The 24,468-nt window shown below is 60.3% G+C and carries 16 protein-coding genes and 1 tRNA gene; 10 read left to right on the top strand and 7 right to left on the bottom strand.

Annotated elements, in window-relative coordinates; all coding sequences use genetic code 11:
- Window positions 1-35: 35 nt before the first annotated feature.
- Complete coding sequence (locus QYC26_RS04915) at window positions 36-1,727, bottom strand: DUF885 domain-containing protein (RefSeq protein ID WP_411197645.1); 1,692 nt, start codon at window positions 1,725-1,727, stop codon at window positions 36-38.
- 649 nt (window positions 1,728-2,376) lie between these two features.
- On the opposite strand from QYC26_RS04915, the gene QYC26_RS04910 reads away from it, so the two are divergent.
- The 3 genes from QYC26_RS04910 to QYC26_RS04900 all read left to right on the top strand — a co-directional run bounded on the left by QYC26_RS04910 (window position 2,377) and on the right by QYC26_RS04900 (window position 8,182).
- Complete coding sequence (locus QYC26_RS04910; RefSeq protein WP_317514279.1) at window positions 2,377-5,277, top strand: TonB-dependent receptor domain-containing protein; 2,901 nt, start codon at window positions 2,377-2,379, stop codon at window positions 5,275-5,277.
- A 139-nt stretch (window positions 5,278-5,416) separates the two neighbouring features.
- Window positions 5,417-7,540, top strand: coding sequence for a prolyl oligopeptidase family serine peptidase (locus QYC26_RS04905; protein WP_317514278.1), 2,124 nt, complete (start codon window positions 5,417-5,419; stop codon window positions 7,538-7,540).
- 57 nt (window positions 7,541-7,597) lie between these two features.
- Window positions 7,598-8,182, top strand: coding sequence for a helix-turn-helix domain-containing protein (locus QYC26_RS04900; RefSeq protein WP_317514277.1), 585 nt, complete (start codon window positions 7,598-7,600; stop codon window positions 8,180-8,182).
- A gap of 61 nt (window positions 8,183-8,243) precedes the next feature.
- Here QYC26_RS04900 and QYC26_RS04895 read toward each other — a convergent pair whose 3' ends face one another.
- From QYC26_RS04895 to QYC26_RS04880, 4 genes are all read right to left on the bottom strand, one after another.
- Entirely contained in the window at window positions 8,244-10,553 is a 2,310-nt protein-coding gene (locus tag QYC26_RS04895; protein ID WP_317514276.1) for an arylsulfatase, read from the bottom strand.
- 89 nt (window positions 10,554-10,642) lie between these two features.
- Complete coding sequence (locus QYC26_RS04890) at window positions 10,643-12,886, bottom strand: TonB-dependent receptor (RefSeq protein ID WP_317514275.1); 2,244 nt, start codon at window positions 12,884-12,886, stop codon at window positions 10,643-10,645.
- 139 nt (window positions 12,887-13,025) lie between these two features.
- Complete coding sequence (locus QYC26_RS04885; RefSeq protein WP_317514274.1) at window positions 13,026-13,784, bottom strand: glucose 1-dehydrogenase; 759 nt, start codon at window positions 13,782-13,784, stop codon at window positions 13,026-13,028.
- A 12-nt stretch (window positions 13,785-13,796) separates the two neighbouring features.
- Window positions 13,797-16,106, bottom strand: a complete 2,310-nt coding sequence (locus QYC26_RS04880) for an arylsulfatase (RefSeq protein WP_317514273.1) — start codon at window positions 16,104-16,106, stop codon at window positions 13,797-13,799.
- Between the two features lie 186 nt (window positions 16,107-16,292).
- Here QYC26_RS04880 and QYC26_RS04875 point away from each other — a divergent pair, with 186 nt between their 5' ends.
- Both QYC26_RS04875 and QYC26_RS04870 read left to right on the top strand, forming a co-directional pair.
- Window positions 16,293-17,534, top strand: coding sequence for a TetR/AcrR family transcriptional regulator (locus tag QYC26_RS04875; protein ID WP_317514272.1), 1,242 nt, complete (start codon window positions 16,293-16,295; stop codon window positions 17,532-17,534).
- Window positions 17,535-17,604: 70 nt separating this feature from the next.
- The gene (locus tag QYC26_RS04870) at window positions 17,605-18,282 is read left to right on the top strand and encodes a hypothetical protein (RefSeq protein WP_317514271.1); all 678 of its coding nucleotides are present in this window, start codon (window positions 17,605-17,607) and stop codon (window positions 18,280-18,282) included.
- Between the two features lie 377 nt (window positions 18,283-18,659).
- On the opposite strand, the gene QYC26_RS04865 is transcribed toward QYC26_RS04870, so the two are convergent.
- Window positions 18,660-18,745: transfer RNA gene (locus QYC26_RS04865), tRNA-Tyr, on the bottom strand.
- A gap of 197 nt (window positions 18,746-18,942) precedes the next feature.
- Between QYC26_RS04865 and rlmB the strand changes: the two genes are divergently transcribed.
- Complete coding sequence (gene rlmB, locus QYC26_RS04860; RefSeq protein WP_317514270.1) at window positions 18,943-19,683, top strand: 23S rRNA (guanosine(2251)-2'-O)-methyltransferase RlmB; 741 nt, start codon at window positions 18,943-18,945, stop codon at window positions 19,681-19,683.
- A gap of 16 nt (window positions 19,684-19,699) precedes the next feature.
- Complete coding sequence (locus QYC26_RS04855) at window positions 19,700-20,449, top strand: hypothetical protein (RefSeq protein WP_317514269.1); 750 nt, start codon at window positions 19,700-19,702, stop codon at window positions 20,447-20,449.
- An 83-nt stretch (window positions 20,450-20,532) separates the two neighbouring features.
- Here QYC26_RS04855 and QYC26_RS04850 read toward each other — a convergent pair whose 3' ends face one another.
- Window positions 20,533-20,850, bottom strand: a complete 318-nt coding sequence (locus QYC26_RS04850) for a 2Fe-2S iron-sulfur cluster-binding protein (protein ID WP_317514268.1) — start codon at window positions 20,848-20,850, stop codon at window positions 20,533-20,535.
- A gap of 309 nt (window positions 20,851-21,159) precedes the next feature.
- On the opposite strand from QYC26_RS04850, the gene QYC26_RS04845 reads away from it, so the two are divergent.
- From QYC26_RS04845 to QYC26_RS04835, 3 genes are all read left to right on the top strand, one after another.
- Window positions 21,160-22,848, top strand: a complete 1,689-nt coding sequence (locus QYC26_RS04845; protein WP_317514267.1) for an alginate export family protein — start codon at window positions 21,160-21,162, stop codon at window positions 22,846-22,848.
- Window positions 22,849-22,888: 40 nt separating this feature from the next.
- Window positions 22,889-23,923 carry an SDR family oxidoreductase gene (locus QYC26_RS04840; protein WP_317514266.1) on the top strand — a complete coding sequence of 345 codons (1,035 nt, stop codon included), beginning with the start codon at window positions 22,889-22,891 and terminating at the stop codon, window positions 23,921-23,923.
- Between the two features lie 131 nt (window positions 23,924-24,054).
- Window positions 24,055-24,462, top strand: a complete 408-nt coding sequence (locus QYC26_RS04835) for a VOC family protein (RefSeq protein ID WP_317514265.1) — start codon at window positions 24,055-24,057, stop codon at window positions 24,460-24,462.
- The last annotated feature ends 6 nt before the right edge of the window (window positions 24,463-24,468 follow it).

The following is a 24,468-nucleotide window of genomic DNA, read 5'->3' as shown; positions in this document are numbered from 1 at the left end:
ACTGTCGCCGGATCGAGCACCAATGCCGTCAAACGTCATTTGGTGAGACGATGCTTTTCTTCGTCGACGAACTCGTTCAACCGACGCTCGAGCGTAGAGAGTGGCACTGAGCCGAGTGCAAGGATTGTGTCGTGGAAGCGGCGCTGGTCGAAATCGCGACCAAGCGCGGCCTCGGCTTCACCGCGCAAGCGCCTGATCGTCATTTCGCCCAGCTTGTAGGCAACAGCCTGGCCCGGCCAGCTGATATAGCGATCGACCTCGGTAGCGACTTCGTGTTCCGAGAGCGCGGTGTGATTGGCCAGATACGCGATCGCCTTGTCGCGCGACCAGCCATAGCGATGAATACCGGTATCGATTACCAGCCGCGCCGCGCGCCACATCTCATAGCTCAACCGACCGAAACGTTCATAGGGCGTGCGGTAGATACCCATGCCTTCGCCCAGCCACTCGGTGTAGAGGCCCCAGCCTTCGCCATAGCCCGAAAAATAGGTATTGCGCCGGAACGCGGCCTTTTCCTTCTGCTCTTCGGCAAGAGCTGCCTGCAGGCTGTGCCCCGGCGAGCATTCATGCAGCGTGAGCGCGGGGATATTGTAGAGCGGTCGGCTCGGCAGATCATAGGTGTTCATCAGGCAGCTTTCGAGCCCGCCGCGACCTGCGGTGTAGAAGGGCGCGATCGCGTCAGGCACCGGTAGAATGGTGAAGCGGCGGCGCGGCAGAAAACCAATGACCTGGCCGATCTTCGCGTCAACCCGCTTGGCGACCCAGGCCGATGTCATCAGCAATTCTTCCGGAGTCTTGGCATAGAATTGCGGATCGGTACGCAGGAAATGCAGATAGGCTGCGAAATCCCCCTTGAAGCCGCTATCAACCATTGTCTTGCGCATTTCGGCTTCGATGCGGGCAACTTCGGCCAGCCCCTTTTCGTGGATCTGCTCGGGCGTGAGATCGAGCGTGGCATATTCACGGATCTGCGCCGCATAATACGCCTTGCCATTGGGCATTGCCGTGGCGGCAAGAGTTTTGCGTGCCCGCGGCAGATATTCATCGCGCAGGAAGATCAGAAGTTCGGCGTAGGCCGGGGCGACCGCCTCGCGGATTGCCTTTTCCCCTTCGTTGCGCAGCGCCTGCTGTTCGGCGGCAGGGATGGTCGCGGGCATGTCGCCAAAGGCGATGTAGAAAGGATTTGCCGCAAGATCCTGACTGGTGAAGGGCAGCAAGGACTTTTCACGGCCGACCAGCGTCGCCTGCGGCACGCTGAACCCACGGGCGAGGCCGGCGCGCATATTGACGATATTTTCGGCAAAGAAGCGCGGTACGTCGCGCATCCGTGCAATGTAGCGCCGATAATCATCCGCGGTGCGAAAACCCCTGGGGGAATCGAGATAGGTCCAGAACGAACTGTCGCTGTTAAATGGCATTTCCCATTCGCGAAACGCGCCGTCGTCAATGGCCGTCTGCAGGTTGGTTCGCAGCACCTCTGCATTGATCCGTTCTTCATCCGACAACTGCGCTGCGGGGATGGCATCGAGGGCGATCAATGTTTTGCGGTCATGGTCCAGCCGCCGGAGTTGGGACGCGACATCGACGCGTGGGAGCCGATTTCCGGGCAAAAGTTCTCCCTCTTCCCCTTCGATCATCCCAGTCTCGGCCATGCGCCAGGCCCAGTCGGCCTCATATAAAGCCTTGAGTTGCTGGTTCGCTGTCGATGCTATCGATGCGGCTGGCATTTTCTCGCTGGCCGCAGCCTGTGCTGTCGGCACGCCTCCGAGCGTTGCGATGGCGATGAAAGGGAGGGCGATGAGGCTGAAATCCACGCGAATAGCACTCCGGAAATAAAAGCCGATGGCGGGGAAGCCATCCGTGAAGGTCGAAAATAGTACCCGGCGAGGAGCGTCTGCTCCGACCAGGCATTGGCCTCAGTGCTCTGCGATGGAGCAGAAAGTGCACAACAGCGCTGAGGCCGATCATGATCAATGCCGAAATCATGCATCAATGGAATATCATATTCATCAAAAAATTTGATGAATCGTACTTTGGAAGGTTACGCCGCGTGCGGCAACGCGCCATCGGCCAAGCGAAATCGCCGAATTTATACGCGAGGCCACCGAAACGCGCTGCGTGAAGAGCCCGGATTGTACGGTTGCCGCGTAGAGAGCGGCGCATCAGATCTGCGCGCGCTTATCGCGTGCCCCACCCCCGCTATCGTAACCAATGGAGCATTGTAGCCCCCTTTGGGCATCAAAATTACGCAGACATGTCGATCGTTGCAATAACGACACATGCTTATCAAAAAATTTGATACACATAAAAAATCGTTGCCGAGATAATTCCGATCCGACACCAACGAAGGTGACTTTTGACTCGAGGGGACCGGACGTGGACATTTTGAAAAGGCTGTTGGCGGGGACTGCGATTGTGGGCGCGACCATGGCGGCGACGATGCCGCACGCGATTGCACAAACGTCACAGGGCGAAGACGCGACGCACGGGGGGAGCAGCGAGGATATCGTCGTCACCGGCAGTCGCATCATTCGAACCGGGGCGGATAACCCCACACCCACTACGGTGCTCAACGCGGAGACTATTCGGCAATCGGGGGTGACCGAGATTGCCGATCTGGTCAATCAGCTGCCCAGCCTCTTTGTCACACAGACGAACCAGACTTCAAACCAATCAGGCAATGCCGGCGTGAACGCGCTCGACCTGCGCGGTCTCGGCACCGAGCGGACGCTGGTTCTGGTCAATGGGCGTCGCCGTGTCGCCTCGATGCCTGGATCATCGGCTGTCGACATCAGCACGCTTCCGACCAACCTCGTCGAACGCGTTGACGTCATTACCGGTGGTGCATCTGCACTTTATGGTGCGGATGCGGTCGCCGGCGTCGCCAACTTCATCCTCAAGAAGGATTTTGAAGGTCTCGAGGCCAATGCCCGTTATGGCGTATCGACCCGCGGCGACCTTGGTAGCTATGATCTCGATCTGATTTACGGGCAAAATTTTGCGGGCGGGCGCGGCAATTTCACGCTGTTCGGGGCGTATAGCAACAGCCCGGATCAGGTTCGGGGGCAGGATCGTCCGTGGACGGCGAATGGTACGCCGCTTTATGCCCGTCAGGCCGACGGCACATTCAAACTCACGGACGGCAATCGCTCGATCTACGATCATGCTGAAGCGATCGTGGAGCTTGGCGGACGCGGCAATCTTTACACGTTCACGCCGCAAGGCGCCCTTCGGCGTCCGCAATTGGGCCCGGGTGGTATCCTCAATCTGAACAGCCCTGGAACGATTTCAGACCTGAGCAGCTATCTGACTGATGGCGGCGAGTTTCTGGGGCGCTACGACGACTGGCTGTTGCAGGTGCCGTCTGAGCGCTGGTCGACCTTCGGGACGTTCAATTATGAATTCAGCGACCGCATCAGCTTCTTCGCCGATGCCGGATATTCGCGGACCCATTCGCGCGCCGGATACCAGGCACATGCCGCTTATGGCTACGACTATGTACCCGCCGACAGCCCCTTTATTACATCCGAGATGATCGCCGCGAATGGCGGGCCAATTCTGTACGATATACCCTTCACTCGGCGTTATTCGGAACTCGGAAGGGGAGAGGCGCTGTATCGCCGCTCCACGGTGCAGGCGACCGCCGGCTTGGAAGGCACTATCCCAAACCTCTTCGGGTATGAATGGAAATGGACGGCGTCCTATTCCTTCGGCCAGACCCGCCAAGAGGTTGAATCGCGAAACGGTACGGCGACGGATCGCTATTATCTCGCGCTCGACACGACGAGCGATGGAATGGGCAACGCGATCTGTCGCAGCACGCTCACCGATCCGACCAATGGCTGCGTTCCTCTAAACCCGTTCCAGCAACTGACACCGCAGGTTATCGATTATCTTCAGTATGATACGAACCCATCACGGCAAACGCTGCGGCAACATGTGCTGTCGGGTTATTTGACGGGGTCACTCTTTGCGCTCCCCGCAGGCGAGGTTCAGGTCGTGCTTGGTGGCGAGTATCGCAGCGAGAGCAACAATATCGGGGCTACGCCCGAATTCGACCCGACTAGCCCGCTGTTCGATCCGACCATCGGTGTCACCGAAACGGCGCTGGTGGGCAAATATGACGTAACGGAAATATTTGGCGAACTTCGTGTTCCGCTGCTCAAGGAAAAGCCTTTCTTCCACTCGCTCGCCATCGAAGGCGCTGTCCGCTATTCCGACTACAGCACGGCCGGCGGCACGACCGCGTACAAACTTGCCGGCGAATGGGCTCCGGTCAGAGACATCCGTTTTCGCACGACCTATGGCAAGGCCGTGCGTGCGCCGAATATCAGTGAGCTCTTCACATCGACCCGCGTCGGAGGTGAATGGTTGGCGGATCCCTGCAACTATTGGGATGTCGTAAACCGATCCACCCGTACGCAATATACAGCGGCAAACTGTGCAATTATTTCGCCGCAAAACGTCAATACCTATTGGCAGTTTCGTGACGTGATCTCCACTGGCAATACGGATCTTGGCGTAGAGACGGCCAAGACCCTAACCGCAGGGGCGGTTGTAAAGCCGCGCTTCTTGCCCAATCTGACGGTGAGCGTTGATTATTTTGACATTAAGCTTCGTGGTGCAATCGATTCCTTTGGTGCTCAGCAGATCCTGAACAAGTGTGTGGATGCACCCACGCTGGATAACATCTTCTGTGATTTCGTGACGCGTGATGCAAACAACGACCTTGTGTCCGTGGTAACGAAGCAGCTGAATCTTTCAGAATATCGAACCAAGGGTGTCGATATCGAAGCAGATATCTGGTTTGATCTTGGGCGCAACGCCGGACGGCTTTCGTTTAATGCCGCCTTCACCCGCCTGATTTCCCGCAAGTTCACCTATGATCCGACCGACGCCAACACCATCAATGAAACAGCAGGTGTATTCGGGGCACCCAAATGGAAGGGGGTTGTGCGCACGAATTATGCCAACGGCCCGTTCACGCTGAACTGGAATATGCGATACCTGTCGTCGATGCGTCCCAGCGAATCCATCACGTCAGACCTTTATGACGTGGTGCACACCGGAGACGTTTTCTATCATGACTTTTACGGGTCGGTCGACGTGAACCAGAAGTTCACGCTGTTCGCGGGCGTAAACAATGCCTTTGATCGCGCACCGCCGCGTCTCCCCGGCGCTGAATCGGGGGGCGCCAATTTCGAATATGGTGCGACTTCCGGTCTTTACGATGTGATTGGCCGGACTGTTTATGTCGGCGTAAGGCTGCGCCGCTGAAAAGGACCAAGGGGCGGCGTAAGCGCCGCTCCTTGCCTGCCGCCAAACTAACTATCGCGTTCAACTCACCTCACAAACTCCCTTGGACAAGGTGCTTGGCTGCACTTGGCGAGTTGGAGGAGGCCCCAGGGTATGCCGGATGAAAAAACAATTTCTCGCCGCACTTCTTCCGATGGCATTGCTCGTCGCCCCAGCGGTCGCGCAGGATCCAGCGCCGTCCGCCACCGGTTCCGATGACCCCTATCTTTGGCTTGAAGACATCGAAGGCACGCGCGCCCTGGCATGGGTGCGCGCAGAAAACGAGAAAACCCTTCGCGTGCTGCAATCGGATCCTCGCTATAATCAATTTCGGGATCAGGCCTTGGCGATCCTCCAGGCGCAGGATCGTATCCCTTATGTGAACTTCACTGCCAATGGCCTCGACAATTTCTGGCAGGATGAGACGCATGTCCGCGGGATCTGGCGCAGCACGACCCTTGCAAGTTACCGCACTGCGACGCCCGCTTGGGAGACGATCCTTGATTTCGATGCGCTTGCCGCAGCGGAGAAGCGGAACTGGGTATATGCCGGTGGGGACTGCCTTCCGCCGGATGAGCGCCTCTGCCTGCTAAGCCTGTCAGACGGCGGCAAGGATGCAACCGCGCTCCGCGAATTCGATGTCAAAGACAAAGCCTTCGTTGAGGGCGGATTTGATCTGCCGGAAGGCAAGCAGAATATTGTCTGGGTTGATGCGGACACGCTGCTTGTCGCGCGCCCATGGGATGACGCAAGTGTAACCAAGGCCGGTTATCCGTTTGTCGTCAAGGAATTGAAGCGCGGGCAACCGCTTTCCAGCGCGCGTGAAGTGTATCGTGGCACGGTGGACGATGTCGGCGTCTCCCCCATGGTTCTCCGCGATGCGGCAGGCAGGGTCCACGCCGTTGGGGTGGCCCGGGGCCTCAGCTATTTCGAGTATGAATATGTGTTGTTCGGGCCAAAGGGGCCCGTGCAACTGCCTTTGCCCAAAAAGGCCGCCCTTGGCGGGATTGTGAGTGGTCGCCTGCTTCTCTCGTTGGGCGAAGATTGGACCGCCGCGAGTGGGGCGCACTTCAAGTCCGGTTCCCTCCTGTCCTACGACCTCGAAGAGTGGAAGCGTGATCCCCTTGGCGCTCAGCCATCGCTGGTGTTCGAACCGAGCTCCCGTCAGGCGATCAACAGCTATCGCATAACGAAGAACCGGCTGTTTCTAACGATACTCGACAATGTTCAGGGGAAGGCATTGTCCTATCACCATGACGGGAAGGCATGGCATTCGACGCCGATCGAGCTGCCGGCAAATGCGGCTATCGGTTTCGCTTCTGCCTCAAGCGACAGCGACGAGGTCATGTTCACTGTCACGAACTACCTCACACCCACCTCGCTTTGGTATTACGACGCCGCCAACGGAAAAATTGAGGTTCTCAAGAGTTCGCCGGAGCGTTTTGACGCATCACAGCATGTCGTCGAACAGTTTTTCGCCGTCTCGCGCGATGGCGTTCGCATCCCATATTTTCTTGTCCGACCGAAAAACGCCAGAATGGACGGCTCAACGCCCACGCTTCTATATGGTTATGGCGGATTCCAGATTTCGCAATTGCCCGCCTATGCAGGTGCGATGGGGCGGCTGTGGCTCGAACAGGGCAATGCCTATGTTGTCGCTAATCTGCGCGGTGGAGGTGAATTCGGGCCGAGCTGGCATGAAGCGGGCCAGGGCGCGAACAAGCAACGGACATGGGATGACTTTATCGCTGTCGCACAGGACCTGATCGATCGAAAAATGTCGTCCCCCAGCCACCTTGGGGTCGTCGGCGGAAGTCAGGGGGGATTGTTGGTCGGCGCCGCCATGACGCAGCGCCCGGATTTGTTCAATGCTGCAATCGTGCAGGTTCCATTGTTCGATATGCTTCGTTTCACGAAGCTTGGGGCAGGGGCATCCTATGTCGGAGAATATGGTGACCCTGAAAACCCCACACAGCGCAAGTGGCTGGAGGCTTATTCCCCCTATCACAACCTCGTTGCCGACAAGCGTTATCCGTCGCCGCTGATCCTGAGTTCAACCAAGGATGACCGGGTCCATCCAGCGCATGCCCGCAAGGCCGCAGCCAGGCTCGCAGCGTTGGGGCAACCTTATTTTTACTACGAGAACATCGATGGTGGACATAGCGCAGCGTCCAATCTCGCCGAAACCGCTCGGCGGATGGCTCTCGAATATGTCTATGCGAGCGTAAGGCTTGCTGATCAATGAGGCAGTGCGTATCGCTTCTGCTCATCGGGCAGCATAACGTCGTGGAGCCATAGTCAATTGCTGGGAACCAAGTCCGAAAAGCGACCGCAATTGCCGTTGGGGGAACGCATCAGGGCGCGCCGCAAGGAACTCGGCCTCACGCTACGCGAACTTTCCGAGACGTCGGGGTTATCCGCGCCGTTCATCTCCCAGGCCGAGCGCGATCTCACAACGCCCTCGCTCATTTCGCTTCTCGCGCTCGCCAAAGCGCTCGATGTCGACCTGAGCTACTTCATGACCATTCCCGAAGACACGCAGATTGTGCATCGCGCTGCCAACCCAAAGGTGATCGCGGTTGATTCCCCTGTGGTCTACCATGATCTTTCCTCACAGCTTGAAAATCGCCGGCTGGATGTGATGCACATCCGTATCCCGCCTGGCCATGTCTTCCCTGTGGGGCGACGTAATGGTGAGGCTGTCTATTACCTGCTGGAAGGCGAGCTTCACGTTACGGTTGGGCAGACCAAGGCTGTCCTCAAGCCTGGTGACAGCATGCATTTCGATTCACGGCTACCCCACTGCGCGCGCAATGTCTCCGACCAGGCAGCCCTTCTGCTCTTCGTCGGAAGCCCAAGCGAGTTTGTGATCCAAACGCGTAAGTAACAGTTGGGTGGTTGCTGCGGTCCTGGGTTCAGGAGGGGGCGGCGATCCGCCCCCTCCTGCTTCAACGCAAGGTGATTGTCACTGGCCCCAACATGCCGGTGAAGGCATAGGCGCCGTCATAGGCGTTGCTGACCGCGCCGCCGTGCGAGCGGCCGACGCCGAAGCTGCCGAACTGCGCCGGGGGACCAATATGTTCGAACCGGCGGGTGGCGACCACCTTGCCATTGACAAGCAATTGCCCGGTTCCACCGCCAAACCGGCCGGGCTGTTCGCGGGTGAAGCGATAGCCGATCGTCGTGGCCGCTGACGGCAGAGGAGCTTTGAGCGATATCCGTTCCTTGCCGAAGAAATTGGCCTCGTAGACGAGCTTTCCGCTCCGGACATAGAGCGTAAAGCCGCCATAGCGGCTGCCGTTGGTGAGGATGACGCCTTCGGCGCGACCGTCGTTCAAGTCCACGGGCACGCTGATTTCGTGCGAGCCCGAAAAGTCCGGGGCCTTGGCGACGGGCAGGCGATCCATGCCCGCTGGATAAACGATCTTCCGAGGCTCAGACGGCGCTCCCTCCGCTGCCTTGCCGCCGGTGATCGTCTGACTGCCCGCGGTCTTGATGATGCAGCCATCCTGCATCGGATAGACGTGGTTCGCCTTGGCCTCGCGTTCGAACAACGCCTGCAGTGTCTTCAGCTTTTCAGGGTATTCCGCAGATAGATCGCGCGCTTGGCTGAAATCCTTGTCGACATTGTAGAGCGCCCAGCGATCCCCGGCGAAATCGGGGTTGCAACTGAGCGTCCAGGGCAGCGACCGCCGCGCGGCAGCCATCCAGCCATCCTGGTAGATTGCGCGATTGCCGGTTTCCTCGAAATATTGGATGCGGTGACGCGACGGCGCGGCCGGCGCGTTGAAGCTGTAGGCGAAGCTGACACCGTCAAACCCGGTCTGCTCGACGCCGTTGACCATGCGGGGAGGCGTGATGCCCACCGCTTCATAGATGGTCGGAACCAGGTCGTTCGCGGCGGTGAACTGGCTGCGCACCTCTCCGCGCGCGCCGATACGCGCTGGCCAGGAAACGATGAGCGGATTGCGCGTGCCGCCAAAGGATGAGGCGACGCGCTTCATCCAATGGAAGGGCGTGGTGGTTGCCCAAGCCCAGGCCGCGCTGAAATGGTTATCATAGTCGCGCGTGCCCAGTCGATCGAGATGCGACAACTGCTCGTCGACGGTGGAGGGGAGCCGGTAGATGATGTTGGCGAGACCAATGTCCGAGCCATCGGGCGCCCCCTCGCCACTGCCGCCATTGTCGCCGACGACATAGAGAACCATCGTGTTTTCGCCACCCGGCGCGGCGCGCACGGCGTCGAGCATACGGCCGACCTCGTGATCGGTATGCTCGAGAAAACCGGCAAAGATTTCCATCTGCCGGGCGTAAAGGCGTTTCTGGTCGGGGGAGAGGCTGTCCCATGCCGGCAATTCGTCTGGCCGGGGCGTCAGTTCCGCATCGGCGGGGATGATGCCCATCTTCTTCTGGCGCGTGAAAACCTCCTCGCGCAGGCGATCCCATCCCTGATCGAACCGCCCGCGATATTTGTCGCTCCATTCGGGTGCCACATGATGCGGGGCGTGCGCGCCGCCGGGTGCGAAATAGAGGAAATAGGGCCTGCCCGGATCAACCGCTTCGCGCGTCTTCAGCCAGCGGATCGCCTGGTCGGCAATATCCTCGCTGAAATGATAGGGCTGGTTGGCCGGTGCGGGGGGATCGACAGGGGTCGTATCGCGGTAGAGCAGTGGTTCCCATTGGCTGTCCTGCCCCTGCATGAAGCCGTAGAAATGCTGAAATCCAAGGCCGGTGGGCCAGCGATCGAACGGGCCGGCGGGGCCGATCTCGGCGGCGGGGGTGTTGTGCCACTTGCCAAAGGCGGCGGTGGCATAGCCTTCCTTCCGAAGCACCTGCGCGACGGTGGCCGAATTATCCGGCCAGGACCAGTCATAGCCACGGTGCGGAAATTCGATCACCCCGCCAGCCGCCACCCGGTGCGCATTGCGGCCGGTGAGGAGCGCCGCGCGCGTCGGCGAGCAGACCGAGGTGGTGTGGAAGCGGTTATAGGTGAGCCCAGACCCCGCGAGCTTTTCGAGCGCGGGAGTGTGCACCGCTCCGCCAAAGGCCGAGCTGGCACCGAAGCCGACATCGTCGAGCAGGACGATCACGATGTTCGGGCGGCGTTCGGCCTGCCGATCCGCGCGGGCAGGAGCGGTTGATGGCACCGAAGCCGCCGGTGCCATGGCCGGCGCAGTAAGCGCGCTCGCCGCGAACAACATGGTCGCCAAGCGGACGCCGATTGCGAGGGGACGTACGGATGCGGGCACGATGGGCATAGAGGAACTCCTGATCAGCAAAGAACAAGGCGGCACAGGCCGATGGCACCGGCCCCCCGGGAAGGATTGGGGGCCGGTGCTGCCCGGCATCAGTTGCCGAACCGAACGCGCGCCGAGACGCCGTACATGCGCGGCTCGCCATAATAGGCGGCCTCGAAACCGAGCGAGCTGGTGAGCGGGAAACCGCCAAGAATATATTTCTTGTTGGTCAGGTTGCTGCCGAACAGCGCGAGATCGATGCCCGAAGACGCGACATCCGCCAGCTCGATCCGCGCGCCGAGCAGCCCATAGCTCGGATAGGTGGTGACGAAGCGATCATCGGTCTCATTGGTGTTCACCACCGACTGCCAGCTATAATCGGCGCTGAGGCTGAGCGTGCCAAGCGTATCGCTGGCAGGCAGTTCGACACGACCGTTCAACCCGTATTTCCAGCGCGGCTGGAACGCGGTCTGGCGTCCCTTGACGGCAGCGGTGCCGGGAACAGTGACATCGCTATGCGCATCGAGATAGGAAACGAAGCCGCCGAGGGAGAGCCATTCGGCCGGCTTGGCCGTCGCTTCGAATTCGAAGCCCTTGTTGGTTGCCTTGCCGACATTCTGGACCAGCGAGGTGATCGCGACGCCGGGGATCACCACCGGCTGCGAAATCTGGATGTCCTCATATTTGTCGAGGAAGACTGACATGTTGGTGCGCAGCGGCATGCCGATGTTCCAGTCTGCCTTCAGGCCGAGTTCGAAGCTGTCGACATATTCGGGATCGAAGCTCGTAAATTCGGGTGCGGGCGAGGGCAGGTTGAGGCCACCGCTCTTATAGCCACGCCGATAGGATCCGAACACAAGGACCCGGTCAGTCGGCGTATATTGGAGCGTCACATTGTAGGACGGCGCCTTGAATTTACCGCTGGCGGCAAAGGGGCACAGAATGTTACCGCTGCCCTGAGGCACCTGCTGCGTGCACTGGCCGGCCAGATTGAACACGCCGATGCTCGCTTCGCGCTTGTCCCATGTATAGCGGAAGCCGCCGCTCAACTGGAACTGATCGTTCAGCTCGATTTCCGCGTGCGCGAACAGGGCGTTGCTTTCGTCGCGATAACCGAGGTCGCGGACGGAGACATTGCCGAACAGGCTCTGGCGCACTTCCTGCGGGAAGCCGGGCTTCGTGGTCTCATGATAGAAGCCGAGAATATAGTTGAGGCCGATCGATTCCGCCTTGCCCTGAACCTGGAATTCCTCGGTGAACTGATCCTGCCCGATCTGCCAGCGGCGACCGGCGGGGACGTTCTGAATCAGGAAGGTGTTGATCGGTGTCCCGTCGAAATCGCTCGCTTGATCGACGCGATTGCGGCGGAAGGAGACGATATTCTTGAGCGTGATTGCATCCGACACGTCCCAACTGGTCTTGTTGGTGATGCCGAAACCCGATTGGTGATCATGGAGGGGGATCGGCAGCAGCGTCTTGCGGATGCCAAGCGCCTGTTGCTGCGCCAGATAGGGTGCGAAGGCGGCGCCGAGCGGTACATCGGGGTTGATCTGGCGTAGCACGGCCGAGGTGCCGCTCTGTTCCTTGGTGCGGCCATCGACGATCGTCAGATTCTCAAAGCCCGGTGCCGGGGTGAACAGCACCGAGGCCCGGTACGCCTGATAGTCGCGGCCATCGAGCTTCTGGCCACTGATCACGCTGGTCGTGAAGCCATCGCGCCGGGCAACATTGCCGGCCAAGCGGATCGAGAGGATATCAGGCACTACCGGCAGGTTGAGCACTGCCTCCAATTCACGGTAGTCGTAATTGCCGGCCGAGACCTTGGCATAGCCGCCGATTTCCTGCGTCGGACGCTGCGGCTCGAACAGCACCGCGCCGCCCGTTGTGTTGCGGCCGAACAATGTGCCTTGCGGTCCTTTCAGGATCTGCACATTGCCGAGATCGAAGAACACGCCCGGGCCGCTGACGAGCGCCGGCACTTCGGCGAAATAGGTCGCGACGCTGGTGAAGTTGCGCTGCCCGAAGCTGAAGATGCCCGGCCCCTGGCCACGGACATAGAAGCTGGCGTCGTCGCGCCGCTGACCCGAGACGTTGACGCCGGGAAGCGCACGCTGAAGATCGTCTGTGGAGCGCACGCCCATCTGCTCGAGCGCGGCTGCAGAGACTGCGGTAATCGAGACCGGAACGCTCTGCAGCGATTCCTCACGCCGGCGGGCGGTAACGACGATATCGTCGATTACCGTAGCTTCACTGGCCGCTGCGTGTTCGGCCGGTGCCGCTTGGTCCTGCGCGGTCGCGGGCGGTGCGGCGACTAAGGCGAGCACGCTCGCCGAAATCCAAAACCGGGTCTTCATAAACTTCTCTCCTGGAAAACCGGCACGCGCCCGGAACCGCGTGTCCGACGGACAGGCGGGCCCTCCCCGGACGCGCGCCGGGCGTGACGAAATGAAAATTCTGGCGGCGGTGAGGGCTCAGGGCCCTCAACCGCTCACCCTACCAACTGGTAAAACCGCCATCGACCGACAGCGCCTGGCCCGTGATGAAGCCTGAGCGCGGCGAACACAGCCACAAAGCCGCTTCGGCAATGTCGCGCGGTTCGCCCAGATGGCCGGCCGGGGTCATCTGCGCGAGCTGATCCATATCCTGATGGTTTTCGGGCGCGCTGGTGATCGCGGTGTTGCCGATCCCTCCGGGACAGATGGCGTTTACCCGGATTCCGCTGCGCGCATAATCGAGCGCCACCGCCTTGGTGAGGCCGACCACGCCGAATTTGGATGCGGAATAGGCCGCAAGGCCGGGGCCGCTGACCACGCCCATGATCGACGATGTGTTGACGATCGCGCCACCCGTGCCCTGCGCGAGCATCTGCGCGCATTCATATTTCAGGCAGGCCCAGACGCCCTTCAGGTTGATCGCGATCGTACGATCCCAATCCTCTTCGGTCATCTCCGCCACCGCCGCACCGCGCGGCGCGACGCCGGCATTGTTGAACGCGCAGTCCAGACGACCGAAATGAGCAACGGTCTGTTCGACCAGCCGGGCAACCTCGTCGGGCTGCGACACATCGGTGCGCACGAAAATCGCCTGGCCGCCGGCCTTTGCAATTTCATGGGTGAGTTCCTCCCCAGCATCAGCGGCGATATCCGCCACCGCAACCCGGGCGCCGGCGCGCGCGAAATCAAGGGCAGCGCGGCGGCCAATACCGGTCGATGCGCCGGTAACGAGAACGACCTTATCGATGAAATCAGACATCCCAAAGGCTCCTTATTTCAGCGAGACCCGAACGGATTCCAGCGTCCCGCTAAATTCCGAAGGTCCGGCAATGGTTTCGCCAATTTTTGCGTTCGGCGCGCGGCCGATCGTCAGCGTGTCATATTCGCTGGTGAAGGTCGGCGGCGAGAAATGGGTGATCCGCGCATTTCCGGCGAGTTCGCCATTGATCAGGATACGTGCTTCGCCCTGTTCACGCGCCTTGGGATCGGCGTCATATTCATAGACGACGTCCACCATGCCCTTGGGAAGCGCGCGGGTCGAAATCAGCTTCTGGCGGTGCGCGCCGCCGCGATAATTGTTTTCAAACACGACATGGCCATCCTGCACGTAGAGGAGGAAGCCGCCCTGATTGCCACCATTGGCAAGGAGCACGCCTTCGGGGGAGCGATCCTCAACCATGATCCGCGCCGCAATGCGGTGCGACAGGCTGAAATCGGGGGCTTGCGCGGCTGGCATGCCGGGGAAGCCGGGACGGAAAACGAAATCCTTCCTGCCATCGAGCAGACGGGGCTGTTCGCCGCCAAAGCCATTTTTCCCGAATGAATTGTTGAGCGGATAGACGTTGTTCGCCTTGGCCTCGCGATCGAAAAGCGCCTGCATCTCGCGCAGCTTTTCGGGGTGTTTCATGGCAAGATCGGTCGCCTGGCTGTAATCCTTGGAGAGGTTGTACAATTCCCATCGGTCGGCCGAGAAATCCTCGCTGCGCTGATAATTCCATGGCACCGAATGCAGCGCGCCTGCCCACCAGCCATCCTTGTAGATCGCCCGATTGCCCATCTGCTCGAAGATCTGGACACCGTGGCGCGAGGGGGCCTTGGGCTGGGTGAAGCTATAGGCGAAGCTGACGCCGTCGAGCGGCAATTGCTTCACGCCGTTCACTTCTGTGGGCGGCGTGATGCCGATCACCTCGTACAAGGTCGCCGCAATACTGTTCACATGCGTGAATTGTTCCCGCAGGCCACCCTTGTCCTTGATCCGTTCGGGCCAACTGATGATGAGCGGGCTCGTCGCCCCGCCGAGATGCGAGGCGACTTGCTTTGTCCATTGGAAAGGCGAGGATGTGGCCCAGGCCCAACCCGCCGAATATTGCGCGGGATGCTGCGGCTGTCCCAGTTCGTCGAGGCGCGCGACACGCTCCGCGATCGGCGCCGCACGGCCATCGGCCCCGGAAATGTCGCGGCCGTCAGGCCCGCCTTCGGCGCTCGCACCGTTATCGCTGACGACATAGACGACCAGCGTGTTGTCGCCGCCGGGCTGTGCCCGCACATGGCGCAGCAAACGATCGACCTCATGATCGGTATAGGCGAGGAAGGCCGCGAACACTTCCATCTGGCGCGCATAGACGCGCTTTTGATCGGCCGAGAGCGTGTCCCAGGCTGGGAGCTCGGCAGGGCGCGGCGTCAGCTTGGCATGGGCGGGAATGAAACCCAGTTTCTTCTGGCGCGCGAAGGTTTCGCTACGGAACTTGTCCCAGCCCTGGTCGAACCTGCCCTTGAAACGTGCGATCCAATCGCGCGGCGGCTGATGCGGCTCATGCGTGGCGCCGGTCGCATAATAGAGGAGATAGGGTTTTTCCGGCGACAGCGCATTGTGCGTATCGACCCAGCGGATCGCATCATCGGTGAGGTCCGCGGCGAGATTAAAGCCCTGCTCGGCAGAGCGCGGTTGCTCTACCGCAGTGGTGTTACGGAAGAGATAGGGGCTGAAATGGTCCATGGCGCCTGCCATGAAGCCGTAGAAATAATCAAAGCCCACACCGGTCGGCCAGCGATCGAAGGGCCCCGCTGGGTTCACCTCGAAATAGGGGGTGTTGTGCCATTTGCCGATCGCGGCGGTGCTGTAGCCATTGCCCTTGAGCACGCGCGCGAAGGTCGCGGCATTATCGCGCAGGACGCCGTCATAGCCGGGGTAGGGGCTCGACGATTCGGTGACGGTGCCAAAGCCGACACGGTGATCATTGCGTCCCGTCAAAAGCGCGGCGCGGGTGGGTGAGCAGAGCGCGGTGACGTGGAAGTTGTTGTAGCGCAGCCCGTCAGCCGCCACCCGGTCCATCCCCGGTGTCGGCACCGCGCCGCCAAAGGTGCTGCCAGCGGCAAAGCCGACATCGTCGAGCAGGATGACGACGACGTTGGGCGCCCCCTTCGGCGCGACCGGCGCCTTGACCCAGTTTTCCTTGCTGCCGGAAACTGCGATGCGGGCGTCTGCGCTGCTGACCTGCTCCATCACCTGCGCGCGCGCAACCGGGTGTCCCAGCGCGGCCAACAGGCTCGCGGATGCCAATAGTCTGGAAATGGATTTCACCCGCGTCTCTCCCCTTTTTCTGAATCGGCTATCTGCCGTTGACTCGTTCGGTACGGATTGGTTTCGTACCAGTCAAGGGGGAGACTTTGCTTCGGGGAGCGGGCATATGCGAAGGCTGCACGCCGCCGAACCGGTGCCTGGGCGGAATTTGCAAGCGATGTGAGAGGATTGTCGATGAGTGAGGAAATGCGGCGCAACCGCATTCTTGATGCGGCCGAACAACGCTTTCTCGTCGACGGGTTCGAGCGTTCCAGCGTCGATGCCATCGCTGCCGACGCACGCGTGAGCAAGCGCGAGATCTACCGTGATTGGCCCAGCAAGAGCGATCTCTTCGCCGCAGTGGCGCTGCGCACCTTTCCGGAAATCGAGGTCGCGCCGATCGCGCTTGACGGCGGGGCGAATGCTGAGCCGATGCTTGAGCAACTGGCCCTGCAACTGCTCGACATCTTCGTCGCTGATCGTAATCGCAGCTTCTTCCGCACCAGCATTGCAGCCACGCGTCACTTTCCCGATCTCATCTCTGAAATGCATCAACGGCGTACAACCGCCTGGGCGGGCTATGGCGCCTGCTTCGAACAGCTTGGCGCCGCTGGGATAATCGATGCGCCCGATGCTGCGAAAATGGCGCTTCGGTTCGGCAGCCTTGCGGTGGAAGGCGCCCGGTTCCTGTTCGGCTCTTCACCTCCATCCGCGCCAGCACGCAGGCAATATGCCCATGCGGTGGTCCATTTGTTTTTCAACGGTTGGGAAAGTGCGCAAAAGGCGCTCGGACAGGATAGTATCGCGCCCGAGCTTCGGCTGCCGGTGGCCGTCGATTTGCCCGACGAAATCATGCCGTTGCCGACAATGCGGATGCCAGCCGAGCGGTTCACTGCGCTGCGCGAGGCATTGTGGAACGAGTTTCTGACCAATGGCTATCCGCGCGCCAATATGGGTAGGGCTGCAGCTTCGGCCGGGGTCAGCAAGGCGACCGTCTACCGCCAGTTCGTCAACAAGGAGGGCGTGTTTTCCTATCTCGCGTCCGATGCGATCATCGCGTTGCAGCAGGTGGCTTGGCGCGATCATACACCTTCAGGCGAAGCCTTTGAGCAAGACCTCAAGGCTCTCATGCATGCGATGCTGGAAGCGCATGTCAGGCCTGAAATGCTGGCTCTTCAGCGCATGTTGGTGGAGGAAGCATCGATCTTCCCACAACTTGCCTGCGCCTTTTACGATACGCAGCTTGGCAATGCGAAGCATGCGCTGACGCAGTTGTGCAGGCACTATGGAAAACGCGAGCCCACAGAGATTTTTGTGCGCTTATTCTATGTGCTCGTCACCTTCGGCTCGCGCTTCCTGATGACACTTCCCGCCCCTGCGGCGGAAGTTAGAACCGCGATCATTTGCGAGGCGATGACCGTGTTTACGCGCGGTGTCGCTAAGGCGTAATCGTTTGTGGCCGCAAAGTTTTTACGGCGCTGAAGCTCTTCCGGGAGCTAGAGGAAGTAGGGGCGTACCGATGAAGTGCATATTCAGAAGCGGGATTTTGGCGACAGCTTTGCTTCTCGCGACGCCGGCTCTTGCCAATGGTGAGGGTGATCAAGCAGAACGGCTGCAGAGTTATGAGGCTGCATTGGATCAAGCCAAGGCAAGGCTTGATGTGGTTTCGTGGCAGGTTCTTGAAAACAACCAGAAATTATGGATTGAGAAACGGCAGCATTTGGAAGAGCAACTGTCTGCTTTGCTGGCGGATAAAAGTATAACCCCGGCAAAAGCCGATAAAATACGCGGGGAGTGGAGCCATCAGCGGATTGGTTTTATTTCAGATATTCAGGCGAAAGCCCCTCTCCGGATAAGAGGAGGGTGGAGCAACGGATTTACGGAAATCCTCATAGATCTCGCTGAAAAAACATCTGACACTCCCGTTCGAGCAAGGCTTGTTAGCATGGGTAGGGACAAAGACAGCAAACGGGTTTTTTGTAAAATCGATGGCAGTGTCATTCAAAACGCAGATGATCTGATTCTTACGCCTGACACAGGTGCCACACACCCTTTGAGACTACGTCGTCTTGGTGTTGCTCTTTCCATTGAAAGCCAGGGTGATGTTTTCACTCTGTGCTCGGCAGAAGCAAAACCGACCGGGGAGTTTTTCAACATTGAGGGAGCTGAAGTCCTGTTCCCTATCCTATTGTATTAACGCGTTTTGAAGCATCTTTTTCAGGTTAGGGTCCGTGTTCGTCGTCAGAACACGGCTCTCTCAAATTCACTTTGGCGACACGATTCAACGACGCATTTGGATGCAAGTTCAGGTCGTGATTTCGAGACCCGCATTCCGTAGCGATCCTGCCGCCATCAGCCAGCTCCGGATGCCCCGTAGTCCGGGACAGGTTGCGCTTGCGTCTCCCGGTGAGATCGGTTTCGGCAGCAGCCCGTCCGCTCGCGCAGCGCTTACGGGCTTGTCATTTCGCGGACGCATTTCGGCGGGAGAGTTTGAACACCTCAGACATTCCCTTTGTGTAGCAACATCAGAGGAAATCTAAGGATTTCTGCGTATCTCAACCTCATCGAGGGAGATGGTGGACAGGGCTGGATTCGAACCAGCGTACGCTCACGCGGGCAGATTTACAGTCTGCTGCCTTTAACCACTCGGCCACCTGTCCAGGGTGCCTGTTATCAGGAGGCGCCCCAATGGCGAATGGCGACGGGGCTGTCAACGGGGGAGAGCGCCGATAGGTGCCTAAAATGAAAATTTTTTCGTGAAACCCGCAAAAAAGCGTCAATCCATGGGGGGAGGCGGGTGAATTAGGGCGTTTGCGCACTTGCCGCGCGGGGCAGGGGGTGGGAAAGCAGCGACATCATGAAAAAAGGCCATCGCCCCTCGCAATCCGCCGCTGGCAAACCCCGTTTCTGGGGCCGCCATGCCGTTTTCGCCGCGCTCGACAATCCGGAGCGCACCGTCCGCAAGATCTGGGGCACGCGCGAAACGCTCTCCCGCATCGACATTCCGACGTCGATCCCGGTGACTTTTTGCGATCCCGCTGATCTTGGCCGGCTGGTGCCGTCCGATGCGCCGCACCAGGGCATCGTCGCCGAGGTCGATCCGCTCGACAATATCTGGCTGGGCGACCTCTTGGATCAGGGGCGTGACGACAACCGGCCGCTGATCGTGCTCGATCAGGTCACCGATCCGCATAATGTGGGTGCAGTGCTGCGGTCGGCGGCGGCGTTCAACGCCTTGGGGCTGGTGACGCAGGATCGGCACGCGCCGCCTGAATCCGGCGTGATTGCGCGTGCGGCTTCGGGCGCGCTCGAAGTTGTTCCCTGGGTCCGCGTCGTCAACCTAGCGCGCGCGCTTGATGAAATCGCCGAAGCGGGGTTCTGGCGTATCGGAATGACGGGGGCGGCCGACCGGACGCTTGCTGATGTGATGGGCACCGCGCGCGTTGCGCTGGTGCTGGGCGCCGAGGGCGAGGGCATGCGCCAGAATACCGAGGCGCATTGCGACGAACTCGCCAAGCTGCCGATCAGCGGTCAGGTGGAGAGCCTCAACGTGTCCAATGCCGCGGCCATTGCGCTGTACGCGGCAGCGGCCCGCTAAAGGGAAGGAGGCCCATATGCTGATGTTCGGCGCGCGCGCGCTTCTGGCCCTGGCCGCCCCGTTGCTGCTGACGGGGTGCCTGCTGACCCCTGGAAAGTTCGCCTCGACGCTGCGGATCAACGCCGACCGCAGCTTCGACTTTGCCTATAAGGGCGAGGTGATCGCGATGGATCCGGGCAAGGATCTGAAGCAGGGTATGACCGAAGGCGCCGATGAAGACGGGGCGGATGGTGACGGTGAACAGGGCGCGGCGGTGGAAACACCCATCGCCTGGGCTGCTGATCACGCCAAGAACGTGGACAAGCAACCCGCCGCACCTGCGGAGAGCGAAGACGATGAGCGCAAATATCGCGCAATGGCCGAGGCGCTTTCGCGCGAGCAGGGGTATCGCTCGGTCGAATATGTCGGCCAGGGCAAGTTCCTGATCGACTATGCGATTAGCGGGCGGCTCGATCGCAGCTTCGTCTATCCGTATAATATCGATGCCGAGATCATCTTCCCCTTCATCGCGATCGAAGTGCGCAACAACAACACGGTTCGGGTGAAGGCGCCCGCGTTCGGCAAAGAATCGAGCGATGATGCTGTTCCCGGCCGCAGTGAGGCGGCAAGCCAGCTGGACGGCAGCTTCACGCTCGATACCGATGCCGAGATCGTCAGCCAGAATAATGAGGATGGCGCCACCGAGAACGGCGCGCGGCGCGTGATCCGCTGGACGGCGACGCCGCTCAGCAAATCGGCGCCGATGGCGGTGCTCCGCTTTCGCTGAGCGCTGACCAGACCGCGAATACAAAAAAGGCGGAGCCCATGGGCCCCGCCTTTTTTAATGCCTGAACAGGCAGTGGTTGAGGCTCAGTCTTCCTGAGCGATCATCACGCGCAGACCGTCCATGCTGTCGTCGAACGGAACCTGGCACGACAGGCGCGAGAATTCGTTGCGATGATCCGAGCTGTCGAGCAGGTCGTTCTCGTCTTCGCTCATCGGTGCGACCTTGTCGGCGAATTCGGGCGCGACATGGATATGGCAGGTAGCGCATGAGCAGCAGCCACCGCACAGCGCGAGCAGTTCGTCGAAGCCGGCGTCGCGGATCACTTCCATGACGGACAGGCCCGCTTCGCCTTCGATCTCATGTTCATTTCCGTCGCGGGTCACGACAATCAGCTTCGGCATCTTCTCACCTTCCGGATATGGGTTTGCCAGCCGCTATGCCGATTGGGACGCCAAAATCAAGCGGGGCGCTGCATTCGGGCGCGATGATCTCTTCTCGAAAAGGGGCTGTACAGTCTGATCAGCGCCGCGGTTCAAACCGATGCCGCGACCCCGCCTCTGGCGCATCGCTGGAAATATTACGCATTCAACTAGCATATTTATGGGTGGATAGTGGCCCGGCCGTAGGTTTTCGCCCGGAGGTCGCTCGTGACTCTCATGCAGCGCAGACGAACGCAGAATCGACGATCATGTGGCTGGGCGGTCGCGGCTATGCTGCTTGGCCTGCTCTGGATCGATGCCGCCGTGGCGCAGAGCGTCGATCCGATCGAAAATGCGAGAATCGAGGCGGTGCGCATCACCGTTGTCAACCCGGGCCCCGATGCGCAGCGCAACGCACGCGTGGAGGATGCGGTGCGCCGCGCGCTGGGGGTTTTCCCCTCAAGCACCTTTGTCCCTGCCAGCTTCGAACTGGTGCTGGCCAAGGCGCGGCGCACGCCAAATGTCGCCAGTCTCGATTATGAAACGTCCTTCGGCTCCACTGGCGGCGTCGTGCTCACCGTATCGGTCACGCTGGGCGAGGTGGGCGCCGTTGCGACGCCGCGCGGAATGCTCGCGCCCGGCGGGAAAGCCGCGGATTTTCCGGTGCTCTATGATTCCAACGGCACCTACATCAAATTGAAGGCGGAGGCGCTGGGCATTCATTACGGCAATGCCGATGCCTGGTATGGCCGGCCGGATGTGATGCTGGCGGGCAATCCGTTGGTCGACGGAAAGCCATCGGGCAAAGGCTATAAACAATGGGTTGAAGGGTTCGTTCAGGCGGGCATCTACGGCATCACACCGGTGACCGATACATTCCATCTTTATGGCGGGGTGAGCGTTCTCGCGAGCGCATCGGCGGGGCGCGAACTGTTTACCGATCGCACGCGCGCCCATGTAGCGGTTGAGGATGCCTATGCCGGATTTGTGACGGGAACGACGACGGGGAAGGGTAACCGCATCGTCTTCAACGCATCGATCGGGCGGCAGCGCTACAAGATCGGCGATGGCTTTCTCATCATCAACACATCGGCCAATGGCGGCGACCGTGCGGCGCTTCAGAGCAATCCGCGCTGGGCGGTGGATATGCTCGCGCTAGCGCAGCTTCGTTACAATAATATGCAACTGGAGGTGTTTCACCTCGATCCCGACGAACTGCCGGTCGTGGATTCACGAACGAAGATCAACGGCGTCAATTTCGATGCGCGCGTCGCCCCCGGGCTGGATATCGGGCTGACCTATCTGCACGTCCCCAAATCGACATTCGGCTATTACACGCCGACGCAAAGTTTCACGCGCGAAGGGCTCAGTGTTTATGACGCGCGCTTTCGCTGGCAGCCCAATCCCGCCGGGCTCGCCGGGCCGTTTTTCTCCGGCGAATATGGCATCCAGCGCAATTCCAATTTCCGGATGCGCGCCTCTGCGATGGCGGCCGAGGCCGGCTATGCCTTTGCCAAGGCGCCATGGTCTCCGACGATCAGCTATCGCTATGCGCGCTTCACCGGCGACGACATAGACACGCCAACCTTCGAACGCTGGGATCCGCTGCTTTCGGGCGGCAATGGCGAGCAATGGGTGCAGGGCATCAACCATTTCAAGATATTCCAGAATTCCAACATGATCGCGCATCGGTTCCAGTTACGCGCGCGGCCCAGCCCCAAGCTGGAACTGGTACCGCAATTCTGGATCTTTCGTGCCGACAGCCTGACCAACCTTGGCGGCAATCCGGCGCTATCTTTCCTCCCCTCCCGCGATCTCGGCACGGAGGTCAATCTGACGGGCAAGGTGTTCGTATCGCGCAATATCTATGTCCAGGGGCATGTCGCGGTCACCTTTCCCGGTGATGGTGCCAAGGCGGCAATCGCCGGGCCCCAGCATAGCTGGCTGAGTACCATGTTGTTTGTGAGGGTCGCGTACTGACCCTTTCTGGACGGTTCTACCAACAGGAAAGGAACGAGCCATGGAGCGCAGGGAATTGTTGAAGGGTATCGCTATGGCGGCTTCGGCGTCGGCAACGACCGGCCTGTTGTCGGTTGCGCATGCCGAGGCGGCTGATGCGGCGCAGGGCGGCGGCGCGGCGCCTGCGCGCAAGGGCATCGGCGTCCATGATATTCCCCCGCTCAGCCCCGATTATTTCGTTCCGGATCGTTTCAAGGGCCGCACCGTGATCGTCACCGGCTGTGCACGCGGCATGGGGGCGCAGGCCGCGCGTCGGCTGGCGCGCGAAGGCGCCAATGTCGTTGGTGTCGACTGGATCGAGAAGTTGGGCGCCGAAACCATCGGCGCGATCGTGCGCGAAGGTGGCAAGGCGGATTTCGTATTCGGCGATGTCGCCCAGAACGAAACCTGCGACAAGATGGTGCAGGTTGCTGTCACAAAATTTGGCGGGCTCCACCATGCACTCAACAATGCCGGGGTGATGGACGGCGTCTATTCGGGCGCGCCGATCGATTATGCCAAGCAGAAGCATCTCGTATTCAACCAGGTGCACGAAGCCAGCGACGAATATTGGGACAATGTCATCCGCACCAACGCGACCGGCGTGTTCAAATCGCTGCGCGCCGAACTGCGCCACATGGTGAAGCAGAATACCGGTGGCTCGATCGTCAATGTCGGATCGGTCACCGGTCTGACCGGCTTTGGCGGCACCCCCGCCTATGTTGCCAGCAAGCATGCAGTGACGGGGCTCACCCGCTCGGCCGCCATCGATTATGCCTATTACGGTATCCGCATCAATTCGGTGAACATGGCCAATACCGCGACCCCGATGGTGGAGCGGGCGATGCAGCTTATCATGGCCAAGCGCAAGGAATCGGGCGGCGGGCCGAGCATGAGCATGATGAAGACCGACAGCCTTTTGCAGGCGGCGGATTCGCGCAAGCGCGACGCCACGCCCGCCGAGCAGGTGGCGGTCATGCTGTTCCTGCTTTCGGACGAGGCATCGAACCTGACCGGCGCGGTCTATGCAACCGATGGCGGTTACACCACTTACTGATCGGGTCGATTGAGGAACATCATCAGGGGCGCGGCACCGATGCCGCGCCCCGATTGCAATTGACTAGACACGGTGTTTAGTGAAAGGTCCACCACAAGGCGCACGCTCGATGCGCTGCGGGAGAGGATGCCATGGCGGTACAAGCGCTCAATCACGCCAATATCCAGACGGTTGTCATGGATGCATCAATCGCCTTTTACCGCGATGTGCTGGGCATGACGGTGGAGCCGGTGCCGGGCATGGTGTCTTTGGTCGAAGGGGCTTGGCTTTATTCGGCGGAAGGGCGCCCGGCGATCCACCTGAACGCGGTAACCTCAGCCACCGATTTTCTGGGGGAAGCGCGTCCGCCGCAGGATGTAACGGGCGCAGGCCGGATCCACCACATCGCCTTTGACTGCGTCGATTATAACGATGTGGATCGGCGCATCGCCGCTGCGGGCCTTACCGTGCAGCGCAACGATGTCGAGGCGCTCGGTCTCCGTCAGCTTTTCGTGCGCGATCCCAACGGCATCCTGATCGAGCTCAACTTTCGCGGCTGAGCCAGA

The organism is Sphingomonas sp. C3-2, from assembly GCF_033025475.1.
Classification (GTDB): domain Bacteria; phylum Pseudomonadota; class Alphaproteobacteria; order Sphingomonadales; family Sphingomonadaceae; genus Sphingobium_A.
Note: the sequence above shows the minus strand (reverse complement) of the source record. Positions and strands in the feature narration are given on the sequence as shown.